An 18323-nucleotide genomic window follows, 5' to 3' on the forward strand; every position below is an offset into this window, starting at 1 on the left:
CGTGACCACCGACGCGACGACCGCCCCCGACTCCCGTCCCGCCGGGGAGCAGGCCCCCGAAGCGGCGGCCGCCCCGCCCCGGCGCGCGCACCTCGGCCTCGGCCGGCTCTATCTGCGGCGCTTCCTGCGCAACCGCCTCGCCGTCGTCGGAGTGGTGATCTTCCTGCTGCTGGTGCTCTTCGCGGCGTTCGGCAGCCGGTTCACCTCCTACGCGTACACCGACGCCGACTTCACCGCGCTCACCCAGCCGCCGAGCGGCCTCCACTGGTTCGGCACCAACCAGGGGGGCAACGACATCTACGCCTGCGCCGTGCACGGGCTCCAGCGCTCCCTGGTGATCGCCGTGAGCGTGTCGGTGCTGACGATCGTGCTGGCCGCGATCATCGGCTCCGGCGCCGCGTACTTCGGAGGCCGTGTCGAGCGGACGACCCTCGCCGTCATCCACTTCCTCCTGATCGTCCCCTCGTTCCTCATCCTCGCCCTGGTCTCCCACCGGCTGGCCGGCGACTGGCGCGTGCTGATCGTCGTGCTGACCGTGTTCGGCTGGATGTCCACGGCGCGGGTGATCTGGTCGGTGTCGACCTCACTGCGCGAACGGGACTACGTGCGGGCGGCCGAGTTCATGGGCGTCGGACCGCTGCGCATCATCCTCCGCCACATCATCCCGAACCTCGGCTCCCTGCTGATCGTCAATCTGACCCTGGGCGTCGTCGCGACCGTGCTCAGCGAAACCGCCCTGTCCTTCCTGGGGTTCGGCGTCCAGACCCCGGACGTCTCCCTCGGCACCATGCTCGCGGACGGCGCGGGCACCATCACCAGCGCCCCCTGGCTCTTCGCCTTCCCCGCGGGCCTTGTCGTGCTGCTCACCGTGTCGATGACCCTCATCGGCGACGGCCTGCGCGACGCCCTCGACCCCACGTCGGTGACCGGCTCGGCAGGAGGCCGACGATGACCCTCGCGACCCCGCTGCCCGCACCCGCCCCGTCCACCGGCACCGACCCCGTCCTCTCCGTGCGGGACCTGCGGATCTCCTTCCCCTCCGAGGCGGGCACCGTCGAGGCGGTGCGCGGCGTCGGCTTCGACCTGCTGCCCGGCCGTACCCTCTGCGTCGTCGGCGAGTCCGGCTCGGGCAAGTCGGCCACCGCGATGGGCATCATGGGCCTGCTGCCCCCGACCGCCGACGTGCGCGGCCAGGTGCTGCTCGACGGCCAGGACCTCATCGGCCTCGACGACCGGGCGCTGTCGAAGATCCGCGGCAACTCCATCGGCATGGTCTTCCAGGACCCCCTGTCCGCCCTTACACCGATCTTCTCCGTGGGCAGACAGCTCTCCGACGCCCTGCGGGTCCACCAGGACCTGTCCAAGCGGGCGGCCTGGGAGCAGGCCGTGCAACTCCTCGACCTCGTCGGCATCCCCGACCCGCGCGGCCGGGCCACGTCCTTCCCGCACGAGTTCTCCGGCGGCATGCGCCAGCGGGTGGTCATCGCCCTGGCCATCGCCAACCGGCCGTCCGTGCTCGTCGCCGACGAACCCACCACCGCGCTCGACGTCACCGTGCAGGCCCAGATCCTGGACGTGCTGCGGCTGGCGCAGCGGGAGACCGGCGCGGGTCTCCTGCTGATCACGCACGACCTCGGGGTCGTCGCCGGACACGCGGACGACGTCGCCGTCATGTACGCGGGCCGCTTCGTGGAACAGGCGGGCGCCGCCGAACTGTTCCGCCGGCCGACGATGCCGTACACCGCGCGGCTGCTGGCCGCCGTGCCGACCGTGGACAGCGGCGTCCGCCGCCCCCTGGTCCCGATCGGCGGGGAGCCACCGGCCCTGGTGGGCCTCCCGGACGGCTGCCCCTTCGCGCCCCGCTGCGCCGTCGCCCTCGACGCGTGCCGCTCCGGCGAACCGGAGCCCCGCCTCGTCACCGGACACGGGCACGTGGCCTGCCTGCGCGCCGCCGAGATCGCCGACGGATCGCTGGACCCGACGGGCGGTGCCGCGCCCGCCGACCCGCCGGCGCCCGTGGAGCGTGCCGAGGCCGGTGAGGTGGTGCTCCGCGTCGAGGACCTCGTGAAGACTTTCCCGGTGACCAAGGGAGCCCTCCTCAAGCGCCGGATCGGTACGCTGCACGCCGTCAACCGGGTCGGCTTCGAACTGCGCGCCGGGGAGACGCTCGGCCTGGTGGGGGAGTCCGGCAGCGGCAAGACGACGACCCTGCTGGAGATCCTGCGGCTGCGCCGGCCCGAGGGCGGCCGGATCGAGATCTCCGGCACCGACGTCGCCACGGTCGCGTCCGGTCCCCGCGCCCGGGAGTTGCGGCAGGACGTACAGATCGTCATGCAGGACCCGCTGGGGGCGCTGGACCCCCGGATGCCCGTCTCCCACTCGCTGGCCGAACCCCTGCAAGCGGCCGGACGCGACCGCGAGTCGATCCGCGCCCGGGTCCACGAACTGCTGTCCCTGGTGGGGCTGGACGACTCGGTCGGCGACCGCTTCCCGGCCCAGCTCTCCGGCGGCCAGCGCCAACGGGTCGGCATCGCCCGCGCGTTGGCGACCGAGCCCAGACTGCTCGCGCTCGACGAGCCGCTCTCCGCCCTGGACGTGTCGGTGCAGGCCGGGGTGATCAACCTGCTGGCCCGGCTCAAACGCGAACTCGGGCTCGCCTACCTCGTGGTGGCCCACGACCTGGCCGTGATCCGGTACATCTCCGACCGCATCGCGGTGATGTACCTGGGGCACATCGTCGAGACCGGGGACACCGAGGCCATCTTCTCCGATCCGAAGCACCCCTACACCCGTGCGCTGCTGTCGGCCATCCCGATACCCGACCCCGAGCGGGAACGCACCCGTGAACGCGTCGTGCTGGTGGGCGAGCAGCCCAACGCCACACGGCTGCCCGCCGGTTGTGTCTTCGTCGACCGCTGCCCGCTGTACCGCGACGCCGACGACGAACTGCGGCACCGCTGTCGCACCGTGCCACCCGTGCCGGCCTCCGCGGCCGGACACCCCGGCCACCGGTACGCCTGCCACGGCGTCTGACCACCCCCGCCGCCGGTACGCCCGTCACGGCGCCGAACCCGGCCCGGCGACGTTGTCCCTCACCGACCTCTAAGGAACCTCCCACCATGCGCACGAGACTGGCCCTGCCCGTCGCCCTGATCGCCGCCATCTCCGTCGCCGCCACCGCGTGCCAGTCCTCCTCGGGGAAGGACTCCGCGCGGTCGGACGCGAAGAACACCCCCGCGGCCGCGCCGTCCGCCGCCGACTACAACCCCACGCCGTACGACCGGATCAAGGACGGGGGCACCTACACCACGGTCGGGACCTTCGACGACCAGGGCAACCCGTTCAACGTCAACGCCACGCTGACCGCGTCCCGCGTGTGGGCCTGGTACAACGCCGACGCGATCACCTACTCGCCGACCGGCGACGTGCAGTACAACCCGGACTACTTCAGCGATGTGAAGGTCGCCGTGGTGGGCGGCAACCAGAAGGTCACGCTGACCATCAACCCCAAGGCCATCTTCAACGACGGCACACCCATCGACTGGACCGCGATCAGGGCCACCTGGAAGGCCAACAACGGTTCCGACAAGGCGTACGCCGCCTCCTCGACGGACGGCTACGACCAGATCACCTCGGTGACGAAGGGCGTGAACGCCAAGCAGGCCGTGATCACCTTCCACGGGGTGAACCCGTCCTGGTCGAGCCTGTTCACCACCTTCCTGCACCCCAAGGCCGCGACGGTCGCGAACTTCAACAACGCCTACGTCAAGAAGGCCCACCCCGAGTGGGGCGCGGGGCCGTACACCGTCGGCAAGTGGGACACTCACTCCGGCGACATCACGTTCGTCCGCAACCCGAAGTGGTGGGGCCGCAAGGGCAAGCTCGACAAGCGGGTCTACGTCAACCTGGAGTCGACCGCGGCGATCAACGCCTTCAAGAACGGGCAGATCGACTACGTCTCCGCGACCGACGCCGAAAGCCTGGAGCAGATCAAGGGGCTCAAGGGCACGGAGATCCGCAGCGGCGGAAGCCCCTTCGAGTACTCGCTCTACTTCAACACCAAGTCCGCCGTCCTCGCCGACGCGACCGTGCGCAAGGCCATCGAGGAGAACGTCGACCGCACCCAGATCGCGAAGATCCGCTTCCAGGGCCTGGACTACAAGGAGCCCCTGCCCGGCTCCGCCATCCTCTACAGCTTCCAGAAGGGCTACCAGGACAACCTCTCCGCCGTGCTGAAGTACGCGCCGCAGGAGGCCGGGAAGGAACTGGACGCGGCGGGCTGGAAGCCCGGCAGCGACGGCGTACGCGCCAAGAACGGCAGGAAGCTCGAAGTCGGCTACACGCTCCTCGGCGACGACCCGCTGGACAAGGCGACCGCCGGCGCCCTCGCGGCGATGCTGAAGCCGGTGGGCATCCGCCTCGACATCAGAAAGGCCGACGAGGCGGACTTCTCCAAGATCCTCAGCGACCGCAAGTTCGACCTGTTCCTGTCGGGCAACCGCTCGATGGACCCGTTCGGCGCCCGCTACCTGTGCGACTTCTACTGCTCCGACCGCGACTCCAACATCACCGGTGCGGGCTCGCCCGCGCTGGACCGGGAGATCCGCGCCACCGGCAAGATCGCCGATCTCGGCAAGCAGGCCGCGGCGGCCAACGAGGTCGAGCGGAAGGCGCTCCGGGAGTACGCCTTCCTTCCGCTGTTCAGCGGACCGTCGACCTACGGGGTGAAGAAGGGCCTCGCCAACGTCGGCGCGACCATCTTCTACAACCCGCTCCCGGAGACGGTCGGCTGGGAGAAGTGACCGCCCCGGGCGGGGGACGGCGGCCGAACCGCCGCCGTCCCGCTCCCGGCCCGCTGCGAGGAGCGTCCGCCGCGGCCGGCGCACCCGCTCAGGACCCGCCGCGCTCGCGGGGGATCCGCAGACCCGCCTCGATCGCCACCGGCAGCCGGTTCTCGGCCGGTGGCAGCGGGCAGGTGGCCAGGTCCGTGTAGGCGCACGGCAGGTTCGCGGCGCGGTTGAAGTCCAGAAGGACCGTGCCGTCGGCGGCCGGCGGCCCGACGGTCAGCACCCGGTTGGCGGCGTAGGTGGTCACCCCGGAGGTCGCGTCGGTGAACAGCACCATCAGCCGGCCGGCACCGTGACCGGGGAACGCGGTCAGGGACAGTCGTCGCCCGAGCAGCTCGAACTCGATCCTGCCCGGGGCGTCGTAGACGTGTTCGAGGCCCTCGACGGCCGCGCCCACGGTGGTCGGCCGCGGCTCGTCGAAGGGGACGTACCGGCCCGTCACCGCCCAGCGCGGGTCGGGGGCGTAGGCGGGCGTCCCGGTGAAGGCCGTGCGCAGCGGCGCGTCCGGGTGCCGGGGGCGCACGATGTCATGGCCGCCCCGCTTGGCGACCTCGATGACCGCGTCCCCCCAGACCGCGTCGACGCCGTCGCGTTCGGCGAGCACGCCGAAGCGGTGTTCACCCCGCACCGGCGTTCCGCCGACGACCAGTTCCTCCCCGTCGTCGAGGCGCACCACGACCCCGTCGGGGCCGGTGTGCCACGCGCCGGGCGCGTCGGGGAAACGCCGCGGCGTCCCGTCGAGCCAGTGCAGACTGGTGATGGCCAGGAACCCGTGCGGGTCGGCGATCCTGGCCTCCTGGGCGCGGTACCACTCCCGCCAGTTCTCGGTGAACTCCTGGAGGTCCGTCGCGGTGGCCTCGGTGGTCATCGGTTCTCCTTCGTCGGGCGAGGCCCGGCCTCGCACAGGGGGACAGGGCATCCGGCCGGGCCGGTGCCGACGGGCCGGCTCACGCCGACGGGCCCGCGCGCCCGGCCAGTTCGCCGAGGAGCGCCCAGGTGCGGCGGCGATCCGCGTCTCCCGCGATGTCGGTCCCGGAGAACACGACCTCGGTGGCCCCGGCGTCGCGGTAGCGCCGCACCTCGGCCTCGACGGCCTTCTCGTCGCCGATCACGGCCACGTCGGCGGCCCGGCGGCCGCCGGAGAGTTCGATGACCCGCGCGTAGGACGGGATCTGCTCGTAGAAGGCGAGGCGCTCGGTGGCCTTCGCCCGCACCGCGTCCACGTCGTCCGTGACCACGCCGGGCACCAGGGCCACGATCCGGGGCGCGGGACGGCCGGCGGCCTGAGCCGCGGCGGTCAGGGCGGGGACGATGTGTTCCGCCAGGGCACGCGGGCCCGCCAGGTACGGCAGGATCCCGTCCGCCAGCTCGCCGCTGACCCGCAGCGCCTGCGGCCCCATCGCGGCGACCAGCACGGGGACCCCGCCCTCGGCGCCCGGTACCCGCGCCGGCACCGGGGTGTTCGCGGTGAGCAGCTCGCCGTGGAAGTCGGCCGTGCCGGTCTCGGTCAGCTGCCGCAGCGCGACGAGGAACTCGCGGAGGCGGGCGATGGGGCGCTCGAAGGGGAGTCCGAAGCCGGTCTCCGTCAGCAGCCTGGTGCCCAGGGCCAGCCCGAGGTGGTAGCGGCCGTGCGTCGCGGCCTGGGCGGTCTGGGCCTGGCTGGAGACCAGCAGTGGGTGCCGGCCGAAGACGGGGATCGCGGAGGTGCCCACATGCAGTCCGGGCACCGCGCGCCCGACGAGCGCGGCGAGCTGGGGCGAGTCCGCACCGAGGGCCTGACCGAACCAGGCCGACCGCAGACCGGCGGCCGCGGCCTCCTGGGCCAGCTGCACGCTGGCGTCGACCTGGTTCTGCGCCTGGGACGCGTCGAGTACTACTCCAACAGTCATGCCTGTCAGAACGGACGGCCTTCCGAGCGGCATTCCGGATCGTGTGTGACAGCTTCTTGTCAGTCGTGTGTACGGGCGCCCGCCTCGCCCGTACCGCACTCACGGTGCCGGTGTCACCGGGCCGCTGCCGCACCGCCCCGGCGCTCGGTGCTCCAGTAGAGGAGGGCCGCGAGGGCGAGGGCCGCGCCGAGGACGGACAGGGCGGTCCAGCCCCCGGCGTGGAAGACGGCGGAGCCGAGCTGGGAACCGGCGGCGCCGCCGGCGAAGAACATGGCGATGAAGGCGCTGTTGAGACGGGCGCGGGCGGCGGGGTCCAGCTGGTAGACGGTGTGCTGGCCGAGGATGAGGCTGGTCTGGACGGCCATGTCGACGAGGATCGCGGCCAGGGCGAGCAGGACGACGCTGTGTCCGCCGAACCCGGCGAGCGCGAACGCCAGCGCGGCCACCGCGAAGGCGATGCCGGTCACGGGGCGGACGAGCCCTCGGTCGGCCCAGCGCCCGGCGAACGGGGCGACGGCCGCGCCGGCCGCGCCGACGAGCGCGAAGACACCCACCCCGATCGACGAGTAGTGGAAGCGGGGGCCGGTCAGGACGAAGGAGACCGTCGTCCAGAACGCGCTGAACGCGGCGAACATGGCCGCCTGGTAGAGACCGCGGCGCACCAGCGCCGGGTGCGTGCGCACCATCCGGAAGGTGGAGCGCAGCACCTCCGGGTAGGGGAGCGTGGTGGTGGGCGCGTGCCGCGGCAGGGCCGCGCGCAGGGCCACGGCGAGCACCGCCATCAGGACGGCGGAGCCGAGGAAGACGACGCGCCAGCCGGCGAGGTCCGAGACCAGACCGCTCAGCGTGCGGGAGAGCAGGATGCCGGTGAGCAGACCGCTCATCACCCGGCCGACGATGCGGCCCCGGGCGTGGTCGGGCGCCAGGCTCGCGGCGAAGGGCACCAATATCTGCGCGACGACCGAGGTGGCGCCGCTGACCAGGGACGCGATCAGCAGCATGGGGAAGTTGACGGCCAGGCCCGCCGCCAGCAGGGAGAGGGTGGTGACCGTCAGCATCACGGCGATCAGGTTGCGCTTCTCCAGCCGGTCGCCGAGCGGGACCAGGAAGAGCATGCCGATCACGTAGCCGACCTGGGTCAGGGTGATCAGGGTGCCGGCCGTGGCCGTTCCGGTGTGGAACACGTCGCTCAGCGTGGACAGCAGGGGCTGGGCGTAGTAGAGGTTGGCCACCGTCATGCCGGAGGCCACCGCCAGAAGCGCGACCAGCCACCCCGGCACGCCATGGGGGGCCTCGGCGGCACCGGGCCGGCTGGAGCTGTGGGCATCGGTTGATGCGGAAGACATGTGCACCTTCTTGACGGGTGAGCCGGAAAGCCGGGCTCGAAACGGGTCGTCGGTGGTCCGGCAGCGTCGTCGATGCCGTCACACAGGCGTAAGCGCCTGGCCGGGCTCCGCTCTTCCGCTCCCGGCGCGATGGTTCGTGAAGTCAGTCATCTTGATCGGAGATGAAGCGGGATCGCAGCGTAGCCCCGGGCACCGCCGCCGGGCGGACGCGGCCGGGCGGAGTGCCTCCCCGGGCAACGCCCCGTGCGTTCCCCGGCAAGTCCCCGGACCGCCGGGCCCTACGGTATTCACGAGGAAGTGCGCTCTGGTCGAGCGCTTCCGGTCGAACCGTCCTGACGCGTACGTCGCTGAAAGAAATCAAGGTAGAGCCATCGTGAACCAGCACCCGCTGCCGGAGGAGGGCGTACGGGAACCGAGCGGCGCGATCGCCGTGACCGTCGCGGCCGACATGGTGATCGGCCGGGCCGAGACGGTGCCGATCACGGTGCGGTTCTCCTACGACCGGCGGGAGCCGTTCACCATGCTCCTGGAGCTGCCCAAGCCCGACAGCTCGGGCAGCGCCCGCTGGTCCTTCGCCCGGGATCTCCTCCAGTCGGGGCTGCACAGGGCGTCCGGAGAGGGCGACGTGCGCATCTGGCCGCCGTGCCGCTGCAACGACAGGCCGAACGCGCGGCTCTTCCTGCGGGACCGCACCGGCTCGGTCCTGCTGGACGTGCCCAGTCAGCCGCTGCGCGAATGGCTGGTGCGTACCTGGGTGGCGGTTCCGCCCGGCGAGGAGAACCAGTGGATCGACTGGGACGTCCTCGTCGGCAGACTGCTCGACGGCCGCTGAGCGTCCCGCCCGCGGCACGTGATCCACTGCCTGTGCCCGCATACGATGCAGCGGTGACGGCCGTCCTCGCACCGGGCGGAGCGCCGGCGAGCGGGAGCTGATGATGGATCTGCGACAGATGGAAGTCATCGTCGCGGTGGCCGACACGGGCGGCTTCACGGCGGCGGCACGGCGCCTGCACGTGGTCCAGTCCGCGGTGTCGGGGACGGTCCGGTCCCTGGAGCGCGAGCTGGGCACCCCTCTGTTCGACCGCACCACGCACCGCGTCGCCCTGACCCCGGCGGGCGAGGCCTTCGTCCCCGCCGCCCGGGCCACCCTCCGCGCCGCCGAACTGACCCGGGCAGCGGTCGACGCCGTCAAGGGACAGCTGCGCGGACGGGTCACGGTCGGCACCATGCAAGGCGTGTGGGCGGGGCTGCACCATGCGCTGGCGGCGCTGCGCACCGAGCATCCGGGCGTGGTGGTGCAGCTGCGGCAGGCCGCGGTCGCCGACATCCGCCAGGCACTGCGCGACGGCACCGTCGACCTGGCGGTCGTGGCCCTCGACCGGCAACAGCAACGCGGACTGACCACGCGCCTGCTGTCCCGCGAGGACATGGTGCTCGTGACGTCGTCCCACCGGGAACTCCCCGGCACGACCCCGGGCAATGAAGTCGACCTGGCCGACGTCGCCCGGTTGCCCCTGGTCGACTTCTCGCCGGGCTGGGCCATCCGCTACGCCGTCGACCGGGCCTTTCGCGCCGCAGGTGTGGAACGCAGCACGACGTTCGAGGTCAACGACATCGTCGCCGCGGCCGAACTGGTCCGCAACGACCTGGGCGTGTGCATCATGCCCCGGTCGATCGCCGACCGGTTCGGCGACCTGCGCCAGCTCCCGTTCCGGCGGCACGCCCCGAACTGGAAGATCATGGTGGTCCGGCCCCCGGGCGAGGCGCCCCCCGCGGTCGCCGCGCTGCTGAAGCACATCGGGTGACGCGAAATCCGCGACCGGACGGCGACCGCCGCCGCCGTATGGACGGCGCGCGCCGTCCGTCCGCGGAGAGGGCAGGATTCGAACCTGCGCGGGTCCTCGCGGACCCGACCTCCGAGCCATGCTCGCCGGTCCCCGTTAAACCACTCCGGGCACCTCTCCCTGCTCCCGGCCGGGCCTCCCAGGGCCCGTTCCGTTCACGACAACCACTGTGCCGGGGGCCGCTGACCCGAGGCTGACGGGGAGCTGACGCGGCTCGCCGCGCACGCTCGCCGCGCACGCGAAGAGGGCGGCTCCCGTCAAAGCCGCCCTCTTTCGTGTACGCGGTCAGCGCGACGATCGTCCGGTCACCAGGCGGTAGATCAGCAGCACGATCACGGAACCCACGATCGCGGCGATCCACGTGGACAGGTGGAAGAAGCCGTTGATGGAGTGGACGCCGAAGATCACCTTCCCCAGCCAGCCACCGAGCAGCCCGCCCACGATGCCGATCACCATAGTCACCAGGCAACCGCCCGGGTCCTTGCCGGGGGTCAGTGCCTTCGCGATGGCGCCCGCGATGAGGCCGATCAGGATCCAGGCGATGATGCCCACGAGGTCTTCCTTCCGTTGCGCTGTGTCACCCCCGGTGCGGGGCTCCGACGTACATCCATGCGCATATCCCTGATGGGGCGGCGTATGCAGGCGGTGCGCCGGGTGGCTGTACGGGCCCTGTCGAGGCCCGCCGGGAAGCCGTCGGCCAGGACCGGGCCGGCGGTTCGACGGCCACCCCACCGCACCGGCCGCAGCCCCGCCCCCGGCGGGTCAGCCGGGCAGCGTCGACGCGTCGTTGAGGCGCACGGCGCACTCCAGCAGGAGGGCGTGCACGAACGCCTGGGGCAGGTTGCCGCGCAGCTGGCGCTGGCGCACGTCGTACTCCTCCGCGAACAGCCCGGCCGGCCCGCACGCCGTCCGGGTCCGTTCGAACCAGCGCAGCGCACCCATCCGGTCGCCGAGGCGGTCGGTGGCCAGCGCCATGGTGAACCCGCAGAGCAGGAACGCCCCCTCGGCCTCGCCCAAGGGGACACCGGGACGGCCGAAGCGGTAGAGGTAGCCGTCCTCGGCCAGCTCGTCCTCGATGAAGCGGCGGGTGACCGCGCTGCTCGGGTCGTCGGCGGGCGGGCAGCCGCGGGCGAGCGGCGTCAGCAGCGCGGCCTCCGGGCCGTCGTCGTCGGCGGCCCGGCGCCAGCGGCCGTCGGCGCGCAGGCAGCGGCGCCGGGTCTCGGCGAACACGGCCTCGGCGAGGTCGGCACCGCGCCGCCCCTGCGGTCCCGGAAACACGGCGGCGATCCGGCGCAGACCGCAGACCACGCTCAGCCGGGACTGGGTCCACCACCGTTCGTCCAGTTCCCACAGCCCCGCGTCGGGCTGCTTCCAGTTGCGCTCCACCGCCTCGATCGCGACGGCGGCCGCCCGCTCGGCGTCGGGGGTGAGCCGGTCGTGGTGCGCCGCGGCGGCGAACAGCTGGAGCGCCTCCCCGAACGCGTCGAGCTGGAACTGCTCGGCGGCGTGGTTCCCGATCCGGTCCTCGCCCCCCGGGTAGCCGGGGAAGGGCAGCCCGCGCTCCCGCGGGACCCGTCCGCCGCCGACGTCGTACGCGGGGTGCAGGCCCTCGCCGTCGGCCAGGATGCGTTCGGTGGTGAAGCGCACCGCGGAGTCGAGCAGCTCGTGCGGGCCGTGGGCGGCGACCGCGAGGCCCGCGTAGCTCTGGTCGCGGATCCAGGCGTAGCGGTAGTCGTAGTTGCGGCCGGTGTCGGCGCGCTCCGGCAGTGAGGTGGTGGCGGCGGCGACCATGCCGCCGGAGGAACTCGTCAGGCCGCGCAGGACGGCGTAGGCGTGCCGGGCGTCGCGCGGAGCGGCCAGCCCGGAGCAGTCCGGCACCGCCCGCCGCCAGGCGGCGCACGTCTCCTCCCACAGCCGGTCCGGCTCCAGGCGCTCGGTGCTCCCGCGCTCCGACAGCTCCAGGACGAGGTCGTGGTGCTCGCCCTCGCGCAGCCGGAACTCCCCGCACAGTCCGGCCTCCGGGTGCCACCGGGCGTCCTGGGCGCCGGTGAGCCGCAGCCGCAGCCCGTCGGCGTCCGCGGTCCACACGTCGTCCACCAGCCGCGGGTCCCGCACCCGGCCCGCGCCGAAGCCGGGCCGCGGGTCGAGGGTCAGCCGCAGCCGTGCCGCACCGTGTTCGACGCGCATCCGGCGCAGCAGCACGAGCCGGTCGACCGAGCCCGGCATCGCCAGCGCGTCGCGGCACTCGATCACCGCGTCGGAGCTCACCCAGCGGCTGACCCGGATCAGCGTGCCGTCCTCGTAGTAGCCACCCCATACGTGCCAGCGGTCCACCGGTTCGACGCCGAAGTAACCGGGGCCCCCGATCAGGGCGGAGAAGACGGCGTCGCTGTGCCAGCGGGGCGCGCACAGCCACACGATCCGTCCCTCGGGGTCCACCACGGCGCCGCGTTCGCCGTCGGCGAGCACCCCGTACTCCCGCAGCACCCATGGTGGGCAGAGCGCGTGCCCGACCTCTGCCTGTTCGCCGACTCGCTCGTTCATGGCACGGAGGTTTCCCGGCTGCCTCATCGGGAAACGACCCGCGCGCCGGGGGCGTCAGCGCCGTCGCCGTGGGGGACCGGCGACCGGGACCGTCCGGGTGGCGCGCGGCCCGGCCGCCGCGAAGGCGGTGGCGACCGCGAGGTCCACGCGGACCGCCGTGCGCCGGCGCTCGCTGCCCGGCGCCGGCCCGGCCATCGTGGCGACGTGCGGACCGTCGGGCACGACGGTCCCGGCAGAGCCACTCGGACGAGCACTTCGTCGGCCGGACAGGGGAGCCGGACCGCCGGTCGTTTACGCGGCGCCGCCACGGGACACCTCATGCGGACGGCACAGGTGCGCAGCGGAGGGAGCACGTCATGACGCTGGTGGCCGACCACGTACCGCAACGCCCGCGGGAACGGGACATCAAGTCGGACGTACCGGTGGTGCCGGAGTTCAAGGCCGGCCAGGAGATCGCGCCCATCCCGCCGCATGCCACGCCCGCCCGGGGCGAGAAGGCCGTCAAGGCGGCCGTTCCCGACCCGGAGCGGACGGGCGGCGCCGCCAAGGGCGTACGCCGGCAGCTCACCGAGGTCGCCGGGCACCTGCCTGGACGGAACTCGTGAGCGGCGCGGAGACCGGTGCCGGACCGGACCGGGTGACATGCCGGATCGACGGGGTGGACGTGCACGCCTTCCAGGTACCGACCGACGGCCCGGACGGCAAGGAGCAGGACGGCACCCTGGAATGGGACTCCACCACCATGGTCCTGGTCCAGGTGCACGCCGGCGGCCGAACGGGCCTCGGTTACACCTACGGGGACGTTTCGGTCGCCTCGTTCGTCGACTCCGTGCTCGCGCCGTTGATCAACGGACAGTCCGCCACGGCGCCCCCGGCCCTGTGGCAGCTGATGGGGCGGCGGATCCGCAACGCCGGCCGTCCCGGCGTCGGCGCCATGGCCGTCTCCGCGGTGGACGTGGCGCTGTGGGACCTCAAGGCCCGCCTCCTCGGCCTGCCGCTGGTCCGGTTGCTCCCGGCGTACCACGACCGGGTCCCGGTGTACGGCAGCGGCGGCTTCACGAACTACCCCCTGGACCGTCTCGCCGACCAGCTCACCGGGTGGGTGGAGCAGGGCATCCCGCGCGTGAAGCTGAAGACCTCCCGGCACCCCGAGGACGACCCGCGACGCCTGGCGGCGGTCCGCGAGGCCATCGGCGACGACCCGGAGATCCTCACCGACGCCAACGGCGCCCTGGGCCGCAAGCAGGCGTTGTACTGGGCGCGCAGGTTCCACGAGGAGTGGGACGTGCGGTGGTTCGAGGAGCCGGTCAGCTCCGCGGACCTGGCGGGACTGCGCCTGCTGTGCGAGCGGGGCCCCGACCGGCTGGAGATCGCGGCCGGGGAGTACGCCTACACCACGCAGGACTTCGTCAATCTCGTCGAGGGACCGGCCGTGGACTGCCTCCAGGCCGACGTCACCCGCTGCGGAGGCATCACCGGCGTCCTGGAGACGGCCGGCCTCGCGGCGGCCCACCACCTGGACCTGTCCGCCCACTGCGCCCCGGCCGTCTCGGCCCACGCCTTCTGCGCCGTGCGCCGGCTGCGGCACCTGGAGTACTTCCACGACCATGTGCGGTTCGAGGACCTGCTGTTCGACGGCACGCTGTCGCCCGACGGCGGTGCCCTGCGCCCGGACACCTCGCGGCCCGGCCTCGGCCTGGAGATCAAGTGGCCCGACGCCGAGCGCTACCGCGTCTACGGACGACCGACCACTTGACGGGCCACTCGGAGCCATTGCGGTAGCGCCCGCCGGAGCGCGCCCACACGCTGGAGCCGGATGCGACCGCACCACCCCCGCCCCGCGGGACAGCAACGTTCTGGAGGACCGCGTGACCGATCCGTCGCCCGCCACCGACGCACCACCGGCCCGCTACGACGATCTGCGGGCCCTGGTGATCAACTGCACCCTCAAGCGCTCGCCGGAGACGAGCAACACACAGGGGCTGATCGACCGGAGCACCGGCATCATGGAGGCGCAAGGTGTGCGCGTCGAGGTCGTACGGGCCGTGGACCACGACATCGCCACCGGTGTGTGGCCCGACATGACGGAGCACGGCTGGGAGAGGGACGCCTGGCCCGACCTGTACCGGAAGGTCATGGGATCCGACGTCCTCGTGCTGGCCGGTCCCATCTGGCTGGGCGACAACAGCTCGGTCATGAAGCAGGTCATCGAACGTCTCTACGCCTGTTCCAGCCTGCTCAACGAACATGGCCAGTACGCCTATTACGGCCGCGTCGGCGGCTGCCTGATCACCGGGAACGAGGACGGCGTCAAGCACTGCGCCATGAACGTGCTGTACAGCCTGCAGCACCTCGGCTACACCATCCCGCCCCAGGCGGATGCCGGATGGATCGGTGAGGCGGGCCCCGGACCCTCGTACCTCGACCCCGGTTCGGGCGGCCCGGAGAACGACTTCACGAACCGCAACACCACCTTCATGACGTGGAACCTGCTCCACCTGGCGCGGGCGCTGAAGGACCTCGGCGGCATCCCCGCCCACGGCAACCAGCGCACCGCCTGGGACGCCGGCTGCCGGCACGACTACGAAAACCCCGAGCACCGATAGGAGCGGCCGATGGAACGTGATGGACGGCCGCCGGGTTCGGATCCCTCGGGCAGGGCACCCCGGCACGGACCGGAGAGAAGACCGGCGCCGAAACGGACTCAGCGGGTACGCGGCGCCGTGGCCGCTGCCGCGGCGGCGGGCGGCGCGCGGCGCCGCGCGATGGCCCGGCGCTTCGGGAAGCTGCCCCCGCCGCCGGGTCCGTTCCGTCCGGGGTTCTGGCGCAGTCCGATCCGAGGGCCCTGGCTGACGTCGGTGTTCGGCCTCGTCCTGCTGATCGGCATTCCGCTGTTGTTCGTCACCGGCCTGCTCTCCTACGCCTCCTACAATCCCGGCCTGAGCCCGCTCAACGACGAGACGCCGGACAAGGACGTCCTCGGCTTCTACCTCTTCAGCTGGCCCACGCATCCCTACTGGCTGTACCGGCTGCTCCAAGGCGTGCACGTGACGCTGGGCGTGGTTCTGGTGCCGGTGCTGCTGGCCAAGTTGTGGTCGGTGATCCCGAAGCTGTTCGAGTGGCTTCCCGTACGATCCGTCGCCCACGGGCTGGAGCGGCTGTCCCTGCTCATGCTGGTCGGCGGAGTCATCTTCGAATTCGTCACCGGCATCCTCAACATCCAGCTCTTTTACGTCTTCCCCGGCTCGTTCTACCGCCTGCACTTCTACGGCGCCTGGGTGTTCATCGCCGCCTTCGTCGTCCACGTGTCCCTCCGACTCGGCCGGATGACCCGGGCCCTGCGCTCCCGCAGCCTCAGGGCCGAACTGCGCACCGGTCTCGCCCGCACCGTGCCCGAACCCCCCGATCCGGACGGCCTGGTGCCCGCCGCCCCTGCCGCGCCGACGATGACACGCCGCGGCGCGCTGGGCATGGTCGGCGCGGGATCACTGCTCCTGCTCGTCGTGACCGCGGGACAGAGCATCGGCGGCCGGCTGCGCGCCACCGCGCTCCTCGCACCCCACAACCGCAGGCCCGGCAGCGGCCCGAACGCCTTCCAGATCAACAAGACGGCGGCGGCCGTCGGCGTCACTCCCCACCTGGTCGGGCCCGACTGGCGGCTGGAGATCCGGGGCCGCGGTCCGGCCCTGGTCCTCACCCGCGAGCAACTCCTGGCGATGGTCCAGCACACCGCCGCACTGCCGATCGCCTGCGTGGAGGGCTGGTCCACCGAGGACCAGCACTGGAGCGGCCTGCGACTGGCCGGCCTCGCCGCCCTGGCCGGTATGCCCGACGCCGGAAGTGTCCTGGTCGAGTCCGTCCAGCCGCCGGGCCCGTTCACCAGGGTGGTGCTGCGGGGCAACCAGATCCGTGATCCCCGGTCCCTGCTCGCCCTCCGGGTCAACGGCGCCGACCTCTCGCTCGACCACGGCTACCCGGCCCGCGTCATCGTCCCGGCCAACCCCGGCGTCCACAACACCAAGTGGGTCGGCCGGCTCACCTTCAGGGCGTGACCATGGCACGATTCACCCGCTGGTACGGCTCCGGCCCTCTCCATCTGCTGGTCCTGCTCGCCTCGTTCGCCCTGACCGGCTACGCCATGGTGCGCCTGTTCGCCGTCCAGCCGTTCGCCGTGGCGATCTGGTTTGTCGGAGCGGCGATCCTCCACGACCTGGTCCTGCTGCCCCTGTACTCGCTGGCCGACCTCTCGGCCCTCTCCGTGCTGCGTCATCGCGCCGCCGACGGGCCGGCGGTGCCGTGGATCAACCACCTGCGCGTTCCCGCCTTCCTATCGGGGCTGCTCCTGCTGGTCTGGTTCCCCCTCATCCTCCGCATGTCGGCCCCCTACACCAAAGACACCGGCCTGTCCGACACGGTCTACCTCGGCCGGTGGCTGGCCATCACGGGGGTGCTCTTCGCCGCCTCGGCGGTGGCCTTCGCGCTCCGGCTGCGCCGCGCCCGGCGGGCCGGCCGAGGCGACCGCGGCCGAACGGCCCCGGACCGTGGCGCCCCATCGTGACGACCGACGAGTACGACCAGTACGGCGCCGAGGAGGATCCGTACGCGCTGGCTCTGCGCCCCGGCCGGGCTCCGGTGTACCTGCGCTTGGCGGACGGCCGCCGGATCCGGGTGCCGGTGCACCGCTGGCACGAACCACCCACGGCGGACGACGAGACGGTGCTGGAGCGCTGTGTCGGCCCCGTCCTCGACGTCGGTTGCGGACCGGGGCGGTTGTGCAGGGAGCTTCTGAGCCGGGGCGTCTTCGCCCTGGGGGTGGACATCGCGCCTCGTGCGGTCGCGCTGACCTGCGCCCGGGGCGGCCTGGCGGTGTGCCGGTCGGTCTTCGACCGGCTGCCGGCCGAGAGGGGCTGGCAGACGATCCTGCTCATCGACGGCAACATCGGCATCGGCGGTGACCCCCATGGCCTGGTGCGCCGCTGCGGCAGGCTCCTCGCCCCCACCGGACGCCTCGTCATCGAGGCGGAGCACGAGGACGTGGAAGAGTGCTCTGCCGCTCGATACGAGGGCCCCCAGGGCCGCTGCGGTCCAGCCTTCCCCTGGGCACGGCTGGGACTGCGTGCGGTCCGCAGGGTCGCCGAGGACCTTGCTTTCAGCGTCACCGACCAGTGGACGAGTGGGCACCGACGCTTCGCCACCCTCGCGCACACGGGGACCGGCCTCCGTTCCAGGCGGATGTGAGTCCTGGCCATGTCCCCGGACGCTGCGGCCTCCCGGTGGGCGAGCGGGCGGCCTCGCCACGGTAGAAAGGAGGTATGGCGGAGCAGCAGACCCCCAGGGGTGCCTTGGACGACGTGGACGCGGTGACCAGAGCGGTGCTGACCGCGTCGCGGCTGCTGGTGGCGGTCTCCGCCCGCTCGTTGGCGGCGGTGGAGGAGCGGGTGACCGTCGCCCAGTTCCGGATGCTGGTGGTGCTGTCCACCAGGGGGACGACCAAGCTGGTCGAACTCGCCGAGCTGCTCCAGGTGGCGCCTTCCACCGCCATGCGCATGGTCGACCGGCTCATCGCCGCCGGGCTCGCCGACCGGCAGGCCAACCCCGTCAACCGTCGCGAGACCCTGCTGCAGCTGACCGAGGAGGGCCGGCGCACCGTCGAGGAAGTCACCGCCCGGCGGCGTGCCGAGATCGCCGCCATCGTCGAGCGGCTTCGCCCGATGGAGCGGCTGGCGCTCGTCGAGGCGCTCAACGCCTTCAACGAGGCGGGAGGCGAGCCTCCGGCACCAGGGGCGGACCATCCGGAGCCGCACCCGCTCGGCTGGATCACGGACGGAACGCTGACGCACGACGTCTGACCTG

General features: G+C 72.5%; 18 protein-coding genes and 1 pseudogene. 12 read left to right on the forward strand and 7 right to left on the reverse strand.

What is annotated here, in order from left to right:
- Position 1: 1 nt before the first annotated feature.
- The 3 genes from ACSP97_RS31490 to ACSP97_RS31500 all read left to right on the forward strand — a co-directional run bounded on the left by ACSP97_RS31490 (position 2) and on the right by ACSP97_RS31500 (position 4802).
- Positions 2-952: an ABC transporter permease gene (locus tag ACSP97_RS31490; RefSeq protein WP_382074756.1), complete on the forward strand. Its 951-nt coding sequence runs from the start codon at positions 2-4 to the stop codon at positions 950-952.
- The gene (locus ACSP97_RS31495) at positions 949-3033 is read left to right on the forward strand and encodes an ABC transporter ATP-binding protein (RefSeq protein WP_355329580.1); all 2085 of its coding nucleotides are present in this window, start codon (positions 949-951) and stop codon (positions 3031-3033) included. The genes ACSP97_RS31490 and ACSP97_RS31495 overlap by 4 nt, the downstream gene beginning before the upstream one ends.
- Before the next feature lie 86 nt (positions 3034-3119).
- Positions 3120-4802: an ABC transporter family substrate-binding protein gene (locus ACSP97_RS31500; RefSeq protein ID WP_440555406.1), complete on the forward strand. Its 1683-nt coding sequence runs from the start codon at positions 3120-3122 to the stop codon at positions 4800-4802.
- Positions 4803-4890: 88 nt separating this feature from the next.
- Here the strand turns inward: ACSP97_RS31500 and ACSP97_RS31505 are convergent, their stop codons facing one another.
- From ACSP97_RS31505 to ACSP97_RS31515, 3 genes are all read right to left on the reverse strand, one after another.
- Positions 4891-5715: a DUF1684 domain-containing protein gene (locus ACSP97_RS31505; RefSeq protein ID WP_440555408.1), complete on the reverse strand. Its 825-nt coding sequence runs from the start codon at positions 5713-5715 to the stop codon at positions 4891-4893.
- Positions 5716-5794: 79 nt separating this feature from the next.
- A complete protein-coding gene (locus ACSP97_RS31510) occupies positions 5795-6736 on the reverse strand; it encodes an LLM class F420-dependent oxidoreductase (RefSeq protein WP_440555410.1) in 942 nt (313 codons plus the stop codon).
- Positions 6737-6849: 113 nt separating this feature from the next.
- Positions 6850-8082 carry an MFS transporter gene (locus ACSP97_RS31515; RefSeq protein ID WP_440555412.1) on the reverse strand — a complete coding sequence of 411 codons (1233 nt, stop codon included), beginning with the start codon at positions 8080-8082 and terminating at the stop codon, positions 6850-6852.
- A gap of 373 nt (positions 8083-8455) precedes the next feature.
- On the opposite strand from ACSP97_RS31515, the gene ACSP97_RS31520 reads away from it, so the two are divergent.
- Positions 8456-8914, forward strand: coding sequence for an SsgA family sporulation/cell division regulator (locus tag ACSP97_RS31520; protein WP_440555414.1), 459 nt, complete (start codon positions 8456-8458; stop codon positions 8912-8914).
- A gap of 100 nt (positions 8915-9014) precedes the next feature.
- Positions 9015-9887: a LysR family transcriptional regulator gene (locus tag ACSP97_RS31525; protein ID WP_364730140.1), complete on the forward strand. Its 873-nt coding sequence runs from the start codon at positions 9015-9017 to the stop codon at positions 9885-9887.
- A 63-nt stretch (positions 9888-9950) separates the two neighbouring features.
- On the opposite strand, the pseudogene ACSP97_RS31530 reads toward ACSP97_RS31525, so the two are convergent.
- From ACSP97_RS31530 to ACSP97_RS31545, 4 genes and pseudogenes are all read right to left on the reverse strand, one after another.
- Positions 9951-10046 (reverse strand): annotated as a pseudogene (locus tag ACSP97_RS31530).
- Between the two features lie 165 nt (positions 10047-10211).
- On the reverse strand, positions 10212-10478 hold the full coding sequence (locus ACSP97_RS31535; protein ID WP_355152706.1) for a GlsB/YeaQ/YmgE family stress response membrane protein: 267 nt from the start codon (positions 10476-10478) through the stop codon (positions 10212-10214).
- A 210-nt stretch (positions 10479-10688) separates the two neighbouring features.
- Positions 10689-12470 carry a glycoside hydrolase family 15 protein gene (locus tag ACSP97_RS31540; protein ID WP_440555417.1) on the reverse strand — a complete coding sequence of 594 codons (1782 nt, stop codon included), beginning with the start codon at positions 12468-12470 and terminating at the stop codon, positions 10689-10691.
- A gap of 54 nt (positions 12471-12524) precedes the next feature.
- Positions 12525-12692 (reverse strand): hypothetical protein, encoded by a 168-nt coding sequence (locus tag ACSP97_RS31545; protein WP_355526833.1) that lies wholly within the window; start codon positions 12690-12692, stop codon positions 12525-12527.
- 134 nt (positions 12693-12826) lie between these two features.
- On the opposite strand from ACSP97_RS31545, the gene ACSP97_RS31550 reads away from it, so the two are divergent.
- From ACSP97_RS31550 to ACSP97_RS31580, 7 genes are all read left to right on the forward strand, one after another.
- The gene (locus ACSP97_RS31550; protein WP_440555420.1) at positions 12827-13075 is read left to right on the forward strand and encodes a hypothetical protein; all 249 of its coding nucleotides are present in this window, start codon (positions 12827-12829) and stop codon (positions 13073-13075) included.
- Complete coding sequence (locus ACSP97_RS31555; RefSeq protein ID WP_355329601.1) at positions 13072-14226, forward strand: enolase C-terminal domain-like protein; 1155 nt, start codon at positions 13072-13074, stop codon at positions 14224-14226. The genes ACSP97_RS31550 and ACSP97_RS31555 overlap by 4 nt, the downstream gene beginning before the upstream one ends.
- Before the next feature lie 112 nt (positions 14227-14338).
- Positions 14339-15076 carry a flavodoxin family protein gene (locus ACSP97_RS31560; protein ID WP_358269812.1) on the forward strand — a complete coding sequence of 246 codons (738 nt, stop codon included), beginning with the start codon at positions 14339-14341 and terminating at the stop codon, positions 15074-15076.
- A gap of 159 nt (positions 15077-15235) precedes the next feature.
- A complete protein-coding gene (locus ACSP97_RS31565; RefSeq protein ID WP_355329632.1) occupies positions 15236-16522 on the forward strand; it encodes a molybdopterin-dependent oxidoreductase in 1287 nt (428 codons plus the stop codon).
- A 2-nt stretch (positions 16523-16524) separates the two neighbouring features.
- Positions 16525-17028 carry a hypothetical protein gene (locus ACSP97_RS31570; protein WP_358269932.1) on the forward strand — a complete coding sequence of 168 codons (504 nt, stop codon included), beginning with the start codon at positions 16525-16527 and terminating at the stop codon, positions 17026-17028.
- On the forward strand, positions 17025-17708 hold the full coding sequence (locus ACSP97_RS31575) for a class I SAM-dependent methyltransferase (protein WP_391870647.1): 684 nt from the start codon (positions 17025-17027) through the stop codon (positions 17706-17708). Before ACSP97_RS31570 ends, ACSP97_RS31575 begins: the two co-directional genes overlap by 4 nt.
- 74 nt (positions 17709-17782) lie before the next feature.
- On the forward strand, positions 17783-18319 hold the full coding sequence (locus ACSP97_RS31580; RefSeq protein WP_355152694.1) for a MarR family winged helix-turn-helix transcriptional regulator: 537 nt from the start codon (positions 17783-17785) through the stop codon (positions 18317-18319).
- Positions 18320-18323 lie beyond the last annotated feature (4 nt).

The sequence above is a fragment of the Streptomyces sp. SCPE 10 genome (assembly GCF_051980735.1).
GTDB classification, from domain to species: domain Bacteria; phylum Actinomycetota; class Actinomycetes; order Streptomycetales; family Streptomycetaceae; genus Streptomyces; species Streptomyces misionensis.